This is a genomic window from Streptomyces sp. AC555_RSS877 (assembly GCF_019049245.1).
Lineage (GTDB): Bacteria > Actinomycetota > Actinomycetes > Streptomycetales > Streptomycetaceae > Streptomyces.
The window spans coordinates 1-12,460 of the sequence record NZ_JAGMUK010000181.1 but is presented as its reverse complement, the minus strand read 5'-3'; the positions used below and the strand labels follow the sequence as shown (position 1 = coordinate 12,460).

General features: G+C 69.8%; 9 protein-coding genes and 1 pseudogene. 8 read left to right on the top strand and 2 right to left on the bottom strand.

The window, feature by feature from the left end; translation table 11 throughout:
* Window positions 1-102: 102 nt before the first annotated feature.
* On the bottom strand, window positions 103-2,694 hold the full coding sequence (locus KUM49_RS38535) for an AMP-binding protein (RefSeq protein WP_217241609.1): 2,592 nt from the start codon (window positions 2,692-2,694) through the stop codon (window positions 103-105).
* 272 nt (window positions 2,695-2,966) lie between these two features.
* Here KUM49_RS38535 and KUM49_RS38530 point away from each other — a divergent pair, with 272 nt between their 5' ends.
* The 8 genes from KUM49_RS38530 (at window position 2,967) to KUM49_RS38495 (ending at window position 12,248) form a co-directional block, all read left to right on the top strand.
* A complete protein-coding gene (locus tag KUM49_RS38530; protein ID WP_217241608.1) occupies window positions 2,967-4,013 on the top strand; it encodes an iron ABC transporter substrate-binding protein in 1,047 nt (348 codons plus the stop codon).
* Between the two features lie 34 nt (window positions 4,014-4,047).
* Window positions 4,048-5,649, top strand: a complete 1,602-nt coding sequence (locus KUM49_RS38525; protein ID WP_217241607.1) for an iron ABC transporter permease — start codon at window positions 4,048-4,050, stop codon at window positions 5,647-5,649.
* Window positions 5,646-6,692, top strand: coding sequence for an ABC transporter ATP-binding protein (locus KUM49_RS38520; protein ID WP_217241606.1), 1,047 nt, complete (start codon window positions 5,646-5,648; stop codon window positions 6,690-6,692). Before KUM49_RS38525 ends, KUM49_RS38520 begins: the two co-directional genes overlap by 4 nt.
* Window positions 6,693-6,872: 180 nt before the next feature.
* On the top strand, window positions 6,873-8,312 hold the full coding sequence (locus tag KUM49_RS38515) for a polyprenyl synthetase family protein (RefSeq protein WP_217241605.1): 1,440 nt from the start codon (window positions 6,873-6,875) through the stop codon (window positions 8,310-8,312).
* A 316-nt stretch (window positions 8,313-8,628) separates the two neighbouring features.
* Window positions 8,629-9,222 (top strand): hypothetical protein, encoded by a 594-nt coding sequence (locus KUM49_RS38510; RefSeq protein ID WP_217241604.1) that lies wholly within the window; start codon window positions 8,629-8,631, stop codon window positions 9,220-9,222.
* 364 nt (window positions 9,223-9,586) lie between these two features.
* Window positions 9,587-10,060, top strand: a complete 474-nt coding sequence (locus tag KUM49_RS38505; protein WP_217241603.1) for a hypothetical protein — start codon at window positions 9,587-9,589, stop codon at window positions 10,058-10,060.
* Window positions 10,061-10,448: 388 nt separating this feature from the next.
* Window positions 10,449-11,423, top strand: a complete 975-nt coding sequence (locus KUM49_RS38500) for a cytochrome c oxidase subunit II (protein ID WP_217241602.1) — start codon at window positions 10,449-10,451, stop codon at window positions 11,421-11,423.
* Between the two features lie 123 nt (window positions 11,424-11,546).
* Window positions 11,547-12,248 carry a hypothetical protein gene (locus KUM49_RS38495; protein ID WP_217241601.1) on the top strand — a complete coding sequence of 234 codons (702 nt, stop codon included), beginning with the start codon at window positions 11,547-11,549 and terminating at the stop codon, window positions 12,246-12,248.
* Window positions 12,249-12,376: 128 nt separating this feature from the next.
* Here KUM49_RS38495 and KUM49_RS49190 read toward each other — a convergent pair.
* Window positions 12,377-12,460, bottom strand: a pseudogene (locus tag KUM49_RS49190) (MerR family transcriptional regulator); the annotation flags it as partial.

Sequence of the window (12,460 nt, the reverse complement as noted above, 5' to 3'; positions counted from 1 at the left end):
ACGATACGGTTCGTCTCGTCAAGCACACCCTGCGCGCCCGCGACGCCGAGGCCGCCTTCTACGGCGTCGTCAGCCCCGGCGCGGAGTGGCGTGAGCAGGCCCTCAACGGCGCGCTGCCAGCCGGATTGCGCCCGGCTGCTCCAGCGACGGAGGCACCGCGCGCACAACACGCACGGCACGCACCCTTTCCAGCAGTCTGCGCGTCAGACGTGAGGCCACCGCTCCGTACATCACGCCGAACACCAGGGAGACCAGCAGAGCCAGTACCGGAGAGTGGTCCCGCAGGTAGGGGTAGACGTGGAAGTGCGTCAGGTAGATGTACAGCGAGCTGCCCGCCAGGACGCCCGCCAGCCGGTTGACCGGGTCCACGCTGGGCAGGGCCGGGATCCACAGCAGGAGCGTCAGGCCGCCGACGACCACCGAGGTCCGCAAAGACTGTCCTGCGGGGAACAGACCCGGCACGGTGACCAGCAGGACAGCAGACAGCAGCAGCCGATGGGCGGTCGTACGGGCGCGCGCCGCCGCCCAGCCCAGGGCGAACAGGAAGAAGACGACGGTGGGGCTGAGGTGGTAGCGGATGTGCGCGAGGCCCAACGGGTCGTACCGCCCGACCAGTCCCAGGGCCACCAACGCCAGAGCGAAGCCGAACGGGCTACGTCGTTCCACGCGGTCGAGCAGCGGGACCGCCAGCAGCGCCGCGAGGCCGGTCAGGAAGTAGACCAGCGCCTCGACGAACCAGTACCGCCACTCCGGGTCCGAGTTGTCCTGCGGGAAGAAGCTGTTGGCCAGCACGATGTTGGCCAGGTCGTATTCACGGGTCAGCAGCAGCGCAAAGGTGATCCACACGATGCTCGGCAGGGCGATGCGCACGACGCTGCGCCACAGCCTGCGCAGACGGTCCCGGCGTTCGTGTGCCGTGAGGTGGAAACGGGCGAAGTTGAAGCCGGCGACCCCGAGCAGTATGTGCGCACCGCCCTGGACGGCGAACACGGGGATGTGCGAACCGACGATCACGACGATGCCGATCGCGCGCAGGGCGATTCCGGTGTCCAGGGTGCGCCGCGGCCCTCGCTTTCGGGCCGGGCTCCCGGCCGGGCGCCGCGTGCCGTCATGGCGGCGCAGGTCCCGGATCGGTGTGTTGTGCCAGTCGGCGGGAAGCGTGCCCAGGGCCTGCTCCAGTCGCAGTGACATCTCGACGTAGGAGAGCGAGTCGCCGCCCAGGCCGACGAAGCTGCTGTCCTCGGTGATGTCGGTCCGGTCGAGGATCTCGGCGTAGAGGGCGCGGAGGCTGTCGGTGGTCGAGCTGTGCCGGGGCAGCGGTGCCTCCGCCTCGCGCGCCAGCCGCCGTACGGCCGGGTAGTCGGGCTTGCCCGAGGCGAGCCGCGGGAGTTCCGGCACGATCCGTGCGCGTATCGCGCGGGGCGGCAGACCACATCTGTCCGCCACCAGACTCCGGACGCGTGCCGCGTCGACGCCCTCGGTGCGGATCGCGACGACGGCCAGCGCGTCGTCGTCGCCCGCGCAGGACGCCGGTATGCCGTGCTCCTCCAGGATCGCCTCGACGCGCTGCGGGTCTATCCGCAGGCCCAGAATCTTGGCGAACCGGCTGCGTCGCCCCACGATCTCGTACAAACCGTCGGGCGCGCGTCGGGCGATGTCGCCGGTGTGCAGTTCGTCGACAGTCCTTCCCTGGGCCAGGTCGGCCGCGCTCTCGGCGTACCCGAGCATGACGTTCGGGCCGGAGTAGACCAGTTCGCCGGTGTCCGGCTCGTCGATGCCGTCCACCGGTCGGATCCGGAAGGAGCCGCCGGGGACCGGTACTCCTATGGCCTGCGGGCGCTCGGCCGCGAGGGCGGGGGGCAGATACGCCATGCGGGCCGTAGCCTCCGTCTGCCCGTACATCACGAACAGCTCCCAGCCCGCGCGGCGACCCGACTCCGCGTAGTGGGCGACCCGTTCGGGCGCCAGGCGTCCCCCGGCCTGGGTGACGTACCGCAGGTGGGGCAGCCGCATGCGCTCGAAGCCGACCCGGTCGAGCAGGTCGAAGGTGTACGGCACCCCGGCGAGCGCGGTGCCGCCGGCGGCGCGGAACTCGTCCCAGAAGTCGGAGTCGGCCACCGACCGTTCGGTGAGGATCAGTCCGGCGCCGCGCAGCAGGTGGCTGTGGATGACGGACAGGCCGTAGCAGTAGTGCATGGGCAGGGTCGTAGCGGCGCGGTCGGTGTCGCGGATGTCCAGGTACGTGGCGATGGACTCGGCGTTGGCCTGAAGGTTCTCGGCGGAGAGCCGGACCAGCTTGGGGGAACCGGTCGAACCGGAGGTGGACAGCAGCAGTGCGAGATCCGGGTGAAGGGTGTGGGTGCTCTCGCGTCGGCGTTCGTCGAGCACCCAGGAGCCGTCCCCGTCCGGCCGCGCGACCACGTCCGGGTCGTACGCGGCACTCAGGGCGTCGATGGTGTCGGCGCTGTCGCCGGGGACGAGCAGGACGGGGTGGCCGGCCGAGAGGGCCGCGAGGTGGACGACCAGGGAGTCGGCTCGATTTGCCCCCGCCAACAGGACCAAGCGGCGTGCGGAACCGAGGCGTTCGACGGTGGCGGAGACCCGTTCGGCGAGTGCGCGGTAGCTGACTTCGCCCTGTGGCGTGAAAAGCGCGGTGCGGTCGCCGTACGCCGCGAGGTCCCGTGCGAACGGCACACCACGCCGCCGTACGGGCGGTCGCGGAAAGGGAACCCTGGTACGCGGAGTCGGAACGGCAGATGGGGCCGAAAGGGACCCGAAACGGTCTATCACGGGCGCATGACCTTTCTGCGGCAGCGTCCGCAATTAACACAAGCCCCTTGACGGTTAGGCAAGCTTTACCTTATTCATAGCATGTTCACAGTTGGCTGAAAAGGATCGTTCCGCCGCTCGCTGACCGACGACGCGACCGCGGCGTACCGGCGGGCCACGCAGGAAGGCACACCCACATGCGACGCCCCACGGCTCGCCGGATCACCGCGCTCGTCGCGGCCGGCCTGCTCCTCCCCGCCCTCGCCGCCTGCGGCTCCGACAGCGACAAGGGCGGCTCGGCGGACGGCGGCGACTCGGCCCTCGTCATCTACTCCGGGCGCAACGAGAAGCTGGTCAAGCCGATCCTCGACAAGCTGGAGAAGGCCGTCGGCAGCAAGGTCGAGGTCCGGTACGGCGACAGCGCCGAACTGGCCGCGCAGATCCTGGAGGAGGGCGACCGCACCAAGGCAGGGCTGTTCTTCTCGCAGGACGCGGGCGCGCTCGGCGCCCTCTCCAAGGAGGGCATGCTGGCGAAGCTGCCGCAGTCGAGCCTCGACGCGGTGGACCCCGCCTACCGGGGCGGCGCCGGAGACTGGGTGGGGCTGTCGGGGCGCGTGCGCGTCATCGCCTACAACCCGGACAAGGTCACCGAGGACGAGGTCCCGGACAGCGTCCACGACGTGGTGAAGCCCGAGTGGAAGGGCAAGGTCGGCTTCGCCCCCACCAACGCCTCCTTCCAGGCCTTCGTCACCGGCATGCGCGTCCTGGAGGGCGACGACGCAACACGCGAGTGGCTCAAGGGCCTCAAGGCCAACGGCAAGACGTACGCCAACAACCTCGCCACCCTCGACGCGGTCGAGTCCGGCGAGGTCTCCCTCGGCCTGGTCAACCACTACTACTGGTACGAGCGGGTCGCCGAGAAGGGCGAGGACAAGGTCAACGCCAAGCTCAACTTCCTCCCCGGCAAGGACCCCGGCGCGCTGATCAACGTGGCCGGCGTCGGCATCCTCAAGGACGGCGGCCAGACCGCGACCGCCCAGAAGGCCGTCGGCTACCTGCTGTCCAAGGAGGCGCAGACCTACTTCGCCGACAAGACGAAGGAGTACCCGCTGGCCGCGGGCGTCACCAGCAACGTCGAGGGCCTGCCGCCGTTCGACTCCCTCAACTCCCCCGGCATCGACCTCGGCAAGCTGGAATCCCTCCAGGAGACGCTGGCCATGCTCCAGGACGTCGGGCTGGTCTGAGGATCTGGGCCCGGACGGAAACCGTGAGCGCAACGTGACCACAGCCCCCTCCGCGGCCCGCCCGGCCGGAGCACCTGCTCCGGCCGGGCGCCGACGCGCCCGCACCACCCGCCAGGAGGGCGCCGGTTCCGGCCGCAGACCCCCGCTGGTCCTGCTCGTCCCCGCCTGCGTCGCCGCCCTGTTCGCCCTGCTGCCGCTCGGCTACCTCGCCATCCGCTCCCTCGAACGTGGTCCGGGCTACGCCTGGGACGTCATCGCCGACGAACGCACCCTCCACCTCGTGGGCCGCAGCCTCGGCCTGACGGCGGTCGTCGTGGTGGCCTGCCTGGTCCTGGGTGTCTCGCTGGCCTGGCTGACCGTGCGCACCGCCCTGCCAGGGGCCCGCGCCTGGTCCGTGCTGGCCACGCTGCCGCTCGCCGTGCCCAGCTATGTCGCCGCCTTCACCTGGCTGGCCGCCGTCCCCGAGACCACGGGATTCCTCGGGGCCGCGCTCGCACTGACCCTGGTGAGCTTTCCGTACGTCCATCTGCCGGTCGCCGCCGCGCTGCGCGGCATCGATCCGGCACAGGAAGAGGCCGCCCACTCCCTCGGCCACGGCCCTGTGCGCACGTTCCTCCGGGTCACCCTCCCCCAGCTCCGCCCGGCCGCCGCGGGCGGGGCGCTGCTCGTCGCGCTGTACGTGCTCTCCGACTTCGGCGCCGTCTCGCTGATGCGGTACGACACGTTCACCCGGGCCATCCACACCTCCTACCGGGCCTCCTTCGACCGCACCCCGGCCGCCGCCCTCAGCGTCGTGCTGGTGGTGATGACGGTGGCGCTGGTCGCCGCCGAGGCCCGTACCCGGGGCCGCGCGGGACACGCCAGGACCGGCGGCGGGACGGCACGACCCGCCGCCCCGCTACCGCTGGGACACTGGCGCATCCCCGCTCTCGCCTGGTGCGCGACGGTGGTCGCCGCCGCCGTCGCCTTCCCGCTCGGCACCCTCGGCTACTGGCTGACCGTCGGCTCGTCCGCGACCTGGGACCTCGGCGCCGTCGCCGAGGCCGCCGGGGCCACGCTCGGCGTCGCCGCCGCCGGAGCCGCCCTCACCACCCTGCTCGCGCTGCCCGTCGGAGTGATCGCCGCACGGCACCGGGGGCGCGGCACCCGGCTGCTGGAGCAGGCCGCCTACGCAGGGCACGCGCTGCCCGGCATCACCGTCGCGCTCTCCCTGGTCTTCTTCGCGGTCCGCTACGCCTATCCGCTCTACCAGCAACTCCCCCTGCTGGTCTGCGCGTACGCCGTCCTCTTCCTGCCGGTCGCGGTGGCCGCCACCCGGGCCGCCGTCCTGCAGGCGCCGCCCGTGCTGGAGGACGTGGCCCGCTCGCTCGGCAGATCACCCCTGCGGGTCCTGCGCGAGGTGACCGTGCCGCTGGCCGCACCAGGGGTGGCGGCCGGCGCGGCCCTCACCTTCGTCGTCTGCATGAAGGAACTGCCCGCCACCCTGCTCCTGCGCCCCACCGGCATGGACACCCTCGCCACCCGCCTGTGGACCGAGACCGGAGCCGGCTCCTTCGCGGCCGCCGCCCCCTACGCCGCCGTACTCATCCTGCTCGCCGCCGTCCCCTCCTACCTCCTGGGCAGGCACCGCACGTGAACGATCTCCACATCGCGCAACTGGCCAAGTCCTACGGCCCCGAAGCCCCGGTCCTCCAGGCGCTGGACCTCTCGGTACCTGCCGGCTCGCTGGCCGCCGTGCTCGGTCCCTCCGGCTGCGGCAAGACCACCCTGCTGCGCATCGTCGCGGGGTTCCTGCGCGCCGACGCGGGCACGGTCACCGTCGGCGGGCGCACCCTGACCGGCCCCGGTGTCCATCTGCCCCCGGAGCGGCGCCGCGTCGGCATCGTCCCGCAGGAGGGTGCGCTCTTTCCGCACCTCAGCGTGGCGCGCAATGTGGCCTTCGGCCTGACCGGACCGGACCGCGGCGAGCGCCGCCGCCGCACGGAGGACATGCTCGACCTGGTCGGACTCTCCGGATACGGCGACCGGATGCCGCACGAACTGTCCGGAGGACAGCAGCAGCGCATCGCCCTGGCCAGGGCGCTCGCCCCGAGCCCCGCACTCGTCCTGCTCGACGAACCCTTCAACGCCCTCGACAGCGCCCTGCGCACCGGAGTACGGGCGGACGTACGCGCCGCCCTGCGGGCGACCGGGGCCACGGCGCTGCTGGTCACCCACGACCAGCAGGAGGCACTGTCCACCGCCGACCTCGTGGCCGTCGTACGGCAGGGCCGGATCGTCCAGTGCGACACCCCGCAGGAGCTCTACCGACGCCCCGCCGATCCATGGGTCGCCGGTTTCGTGGGTGACGCCGTACTCCTCCAGGGGACGGTCGGCAACAGCGGCTCCACGGCCAGCACACCGCTGGGCACCGTGGCGCTGGCCTCACCACCGAACGGGCGGCGCTCCGGCACGGTGGTACTGCGCCCCGAGCAGTTGCGGCTCACCGACGCGGACACGGCGGGGGCGGTACGGGGCACCGTGACCGACGTCTGCTTCTTCGGCCACGACGCCAAAGTGACCGTCGCCGTGCAGGGCCTCGACAGCACGGTGGACGTCCGCGTCGCGGGCCCGCTGTCGGTCGGCCCCGGCCAGGAGACCGGCATCCGCGTGACGGGCGAGGTCACACTGCACCCGTAGGAAGTACCGCGGCCATCCCTGCCGTCACGGTTCTTCACCTCGGAACGAGCCTGATCGTTTCTGCGGTGAAGTCGCTCGGCCTCCTGGGTGAGCGGAGGCCGGCTGACGGCGCGTCGGGGCTGTCTTGCCGCTATCTCACTCGGGAGCGGGCGGAAGGCCCGGACAAACCAAGGAGTAGCGATGTCGACCATCACCGACCGGTCCGTGACCCGGCAGGGCCTGCGCACGCGGTTCGGCCTCGACGGGACTCGGTTCGCGGGGAGTTACGACCCGGACAACCGCCGGAGGGATGCGTTCGCAGACGCGTTCCTGCTGCTGCCGGACGGTTCGGACGTCCGTCGGACGGCGCTGCCGGTGGAGAACGTGCGGGCGGAGCGCTTCCGTCTGCACGGGGGGATGGATCTGCCGGCGCTGCGACGGGAGGTGGACGGGCCGTACCGCGAGGTGTGTGACGAGCTGGCCGGGATCCCGCTGTTCGGCTACGACCACTCCGACCTCGCCCGGAGGCAGAACCAGGCGTGGGCCGAACATCTGGGGCGTGAAGCGTGGTCGTCGTCGTGGCAGCATCACTACGCCGCGGCGCTGCTGATCCACCTGTACCGGCGGATCACGCCGCCGGAGTATCAGACGCCGGCTCACATGCGGCTGGTCTACGCGGTGGCGACGGCGGCGGACTGGATGACCACGCTCACCATCCTCATGGACGACTGGATGGACGGAGCACGCGTGCGCAACGGCCGTCCGGCCTGGCACGTGCGCCATCCACGCTCGTTCGCCAACGACACCCTCATCCTGGCGGCCCAGGCAATGAACGTGCTCTCGTCAGCGGTGCCGGACCATCACCCCTTCAAACAGGAACTGCACGACCGCGCGGTGCGGCAGATCAAGCACGGCGCGCACTACTTCGCGTACCACGCGGAACAGGATCGGAGGCGTGCGCGGGTTCCGGCCGCCGGGGCCGCCGCCCCCTCCTCCGTGCCGGTGGACCACCTCACGCTGGACTCCTACCGCAGCGTCGTGTTCAACCGCGCGACGGACTGGATCCACTTCATCGTCGACATGAGCCGCCTGCTGGCCTGCTACGGAGCGGGAGTCACGGACGGTGAAGCTCTCACGGACTACATCGCGGGTGCGACGACCGCGGCCTGTCTGATCGACGACATCGTCGACGACCCCACAGGTGAGGACGTCCGCAACGGTGAGGCGACGATTCAGCTGTGCCTCGCCGTGCACAAGGCGAAGGGGCTGCTGGGGCCGTTGGCCGACGAGGACGCGGCTGACATGCTGCTCACCCTCAGGAACCGCGTCGGTGTGGACACCGACGCGGACACCGGGGCGGTGCAGGACATGTACGCCCGGCACGGGATCAATGAACTGGCTCTGGACTACCTGGAAGCGGTTCTGGACCGTCTTCCGCAGGTGCGGCGGGCAGCGCTGGAGGAGTGCGGCGCCCCGGGAGACGTCCCGGCGTTCATGTTCCAGTGGCTGGCCATCGACCGGGACGGCGTCACGGAACGCGCGGAGGAAAGCCTCGATCTCCTGAGCCAGGACCGCTTCCGGGACCTCGTCGCCCAACTGGCCCACGCCGACGAGGACCAGACCGCCGCCGTGCACCACTGAGCCCCTGCCGGCCTCGGTCGCAGCCAACTCCGGATGGTGAGGGCGACGCCGGGGCCGGGCCAGGCAGTTGTCGGCCGCGACAGCGCTGGCCGGTGAAGCCGGCGGTGTGGGAGGCGGGCCGGCTCGCCTTCGATCTGCCGTGTCCGTCGGGACAGACGAGGCCGCTGTCCCAGACGGCTACGGCTATCTGCCTCGGCTGCGGGCCGCCCTTGGCGGGTGGCGTGTTCGCCGTTGCCTGTTCCCCGAAGCCTGGTCGGCGTCTTTGAGCGGGAGAAGTGCCTGCCCACCAGACCGGACCATCATTCAGAATCGGGGCATGGACGTCTCCGAGCTGCTGGAAACAGCTTCACTGCTGGTCCCGGAAGAGTTGGCCACCGAGAAGGACATCACGGTGAACGACGTCTGGGACTACCTCACCCACGACGAGTGGGAAGTGGCTCTCGAGCTGCTGGAGCACCTTGGAAACATCCGCCCGCTTCCGCTCAGCTTCTGGCAGGCCCTTGCCGCCGCCGCCGAACAGATGCGGCTGGACAGAAGCGCGGCCTGGTGTCACTGGCGGTGCTATGAAACCCGACACGGCATCATCCGAGCCGACCTCACCCTCAGACCTGCCGAGGAGGCCCGTCGACAGACACCCTTCTCGGGAGCCGGCGTCCTCCGTCCCATGTGGAACATCGGGCGTCGAACGCCGACAGGCGATCCGGACTTCTACATCGCCGGCCTTTGGGCAGAGTTCGCGCCCATCGTGGAGCCTGGCGGGCGGGCCACGGTGCGTCTCGCCCCACTCTCCCCGTCGAACTGGCAGCACCTTCAGCCCGGTCAAGTGATCACCATGCACGAGGACCGGACCGTCGCCGGAACGGCGGTCATCCTGGACGTTCAGCGCCCCTCGGCTTCGGCGGCCGCATAGCGAGGGCTGGCGTCTTGCGGAGCGGGCGCAGGTCTCGCTGCCCGCTCGGCCGACCGGTGGGCCCACGGGCGGGCGCATGACGCCTGCTCTCCGCAGGCGGGCGTCACTGGGTCGACGTCGGAATCGTCATGCAGTCGCCGACCCGCTGTGTCACTTGAGAGAGTCGCTTCGAGCGACGCCTGCCACTGCTGCTGCCATGCTCCCCGCAGCCGTGGACTACTGCAGGCGCGTCTCACGACTCCCCCCTTGGCCTCAGAACGGACATCATGCCGTCCGCTGCTCCGTGAGCCTCGTGCGTCGCCCTCGATGTCAGCGCCCGCCGGTACCGTTTGGCCGTTCACGATCTCCAGGGAGGGGCGGCTCGATGGGTGCCAGCGGGTGGGACTACGTCACCAGGTTCGACGGGGACGTCGAGGCGGCCTTGGCGACTTTGCAGGCCAGTGTGTTTCAGGAGGAGTACGGCGACGGCGCGAGCTACCGAAGCCTCGAGGATCTCTATGAGGACGAGGAGTTCATGGGGACAGAGGGCACCCATACGATCCTCGACATCGACACGGTCGTTGCCACAGATGACCCGCCGGTGCCGTCTCGTCCCTCTGACTACGGCACCCTGCGCCCTCTGCCCGTCAGCCGGGTGGTTCACCACTTCGGCACAGACCGCCCCACGGTCGAGCAGTACGAGAAACGCGTCGCCGCTGCGAATGAGGCTGCGAGCCACGAGGAGCACGAGCGGAGCCTGCTCGGCGAGTGTCGGATGCGATGGACCGGCTATTACATCGTCCTCTACTCCGACGACAGGCCCACCCATCTCGGCATCTTCGGCTTCTCGGGCGACTAGAACCGTTCCAACGCGTCAGCCGTGCCGCCCAGCGGCTGACCGGTCAAGCCGCCTGGTGGGCCCGGCCGGACTCCTCCGGTCGGGCCCACCGCTGTTCGTACGCATGGGGCGTACGGCTTGCCCGGACCGCCGACGCGACTGAGTGCGGTCCGAGACGCCTGGGTGCGAGGCGTGGGGGTGCCTCGGGAGCTGCTTGGCCGGGCAGATGGAGACTTCTGAGCGCCGGACATCGGCGGCGCGTTGGGCACTCTCCCGGCTTGCGCACCAGTAGTGTTTTGTCCGCATAAAGACCCCAAACTCGATCTCCAGCCCGCAGGGACAGGAGGGACGTGACCGACCCGTGAGGCGGCCCTTCCGACCTGCGGGCGAGACCTCAGGAAGGCGCTACGTGAGTCCCAACGGCCGTGACCGCCACCCGCGGCGTCCGATGCGGCAAAGGCTGCTGCAGTCGCTGACTGCGGGCCTCATCCTGGTGACCGCTTCCGGCTGCGAATACACATGGCAGGACTTCCCCCGCCTCGGGATGCCCACCCCCGTCACGGAAGAAGCACCGCGGATCCTTTCCCTGTGGCAGGGCTCGTGGGCCGCGGCACTCGCCGTGGGCGCGCTGGTGTGGGGGCTGATCCTGTGGGCGGCCATCTTTCACCGGCGCACCAGGACCAAGGTCGAGGTTCCCGCACAGACCCGGTACAACATGCCCATCGAGGCGCTGTACACCGTGGTCCCGCTGATCATCGTCTCGGTACTCTTCTACTTCACCGCCCGTGACGAGGCCGAGCTCCTCGAACTCTCAGAAAAGCCCGCCCACACCATCGGCGTGGTCGGCTTCCAGTGGAGCTGGGGATTCAACTACATCGAGAACGTGGACGGCCGCACCGGCACCGGCGATGCGAAAGCCGACCCGGACCTGAGAATCGTTCCGGACCGGTACAGCAGGGCCTTCCCCGCGGGCGCCGAGGGCGTCTACGACGTCGGCACCCCGGCCACCCGCAACCCGCAGAACGGCAACCCCGGCCCGACACTGTGGCTGCCGAAGGGAGAAAAGGTCCGCTTCGTTTTGTCCTCCCGTGACGTCATCCACTCCTTCTGGGTACTGCCGTTCCTGATGAAGCAGGACGTCTTCCCGGGCCACAATGTCAATGCCTTCGAGGTCACTCCCTCTCGTGAGGGCACCTTCCGGGGAAAGTGCGCCGAACTCTGCGGCGTCGACCACGCCCGAATGCTGTTCAACGTCAAGGTCGTCTCCCCAGACCGCTACCAGCAGCATCTGAGGGAACTGGCCGCGAAGGGGCAGACCGGCTTCATCCCCGCGGGCATCGAAATCACCGACCCGGCCAGAAATTCCGAGCCGCGCAAACTGTGAGGGGGCACTGTACCCCGCTTTCCCGACGGCACGGCTTGCTTGCACCGATGAGGGAACCGCGGCCCCGGATGAACTCGTGTCCTGGTACGGGCAAGGGAAACCGGGCGGGGTCGCGGGGGCATCATGCAGATCATCGAGGTCACCGGGTATGCCGTCCGATCTGCTGTGATCACCATGAGGCAGACTGGGAAGCCACTTGAATTCGTGATCTTCCCGATGCTGCATGTGGCTTCGCCGACGTTCTACTCCCAAGTCCGCATCAGGCTCAGGGAATGCGACCTCATAGTCATGGAGGGAATCCGAGGGCATTCGGTCGGAGTGAGTGCCCTCACTCTTGCCTACCGGTTCGCGCCACGGCGTCGGCGCAACGGCCTGCAGGAGCAGCGCGAGGAGCTGCTGCTTCCCGCGTCAGTGCCGGTTGTCCACCCGGATGTGACCGCGGCGGAGGTGATCGCAGATCTGAAGACACTGCCTCGGTGGACCCATCTGCTTCTCTTGGTCGCGGCTCCCATGATGGGTCTGGTATTCGCGCTACGCGGTCCGCGCGCCTTCCTCGATGAGGATCTGGCAGTCGACGATCTGCCCTCCACGCTGCGGGCGGAGATGCTGGCCGACGATCCAGTGGAGCGTGCGATAACCGGTCGGCGCGACAAACAGCTGCTCGACGCGCTCGGCCAGATCCACGCGGAGCGCGCCGACGAGCCGATCCGAGTGGCCATCGTCTACGGAGCCGGCCACGTCCCGGCCATCGTGTCGGGTCTGATGGATCGTTACGGATACCGGGCACGTGAAGCGGAATGGCTCACTGTCCTGGTCCCGGCGTAGAACGCCGGGCGAAACCGGTTCTGCGCAGTCCGGCGGCGACTACGAAGGTGCCCGGAGCGCTTTGCGTCCCGGGCAGCTTGCGTGGGTGCAGCCGTAGAACTCCTGGGCAGGCGCGGGTCTCAGTCGGGTCAGGCTGCGGCCGTCGGGTTCGCCGACTGGGCGGCGTGGCGGTATTCGGCGTTGATGCGCTTGGCTTCTTCGAGTTGGTCTTC

What these genes read in the sequence shown, in the direction of transcription:
- KUM49_RS38530 (WP_217241608.1), top strand. Translation starts at nt 2,967, where the DNA reads ATGCGACGCCCCACGGCTCGCCGGATCACCGCGCTCGTCGCGGCCGGC.
- KUM49_RS38515 (WP_217241605.1), top strand. Translation starts at nt 6,873, where the DNA reads ATGTCGACCATCACCGACCGGTCCGTGACCCGGCAGGGCCTGCGCACG.
- KUM49_RS38510 (WP_217241604.1), top strand. Translation starts at nt 8,629, where the DNA reads ATGGACGTCTCCGAGCTGCTGGAAACAGCTTCACTGCTGGTCCCGGAA.
- KUM49_RS38505 (WP_217241603.1), top strand. Translation starts at nt 9,587, where the DNA reads ATGGGTGCCAGCGGGTGGGACTACGTCACCAGGTTCGACGGGGACGTC.
- KUM49_RS38495 (WP_217241601.1), top strand. Translation starts at nt 11,547, where the DNA reads ATGCAGATCATCGAGGTCACCGGGTATGCCGTCCGATCTGCTGTGATC.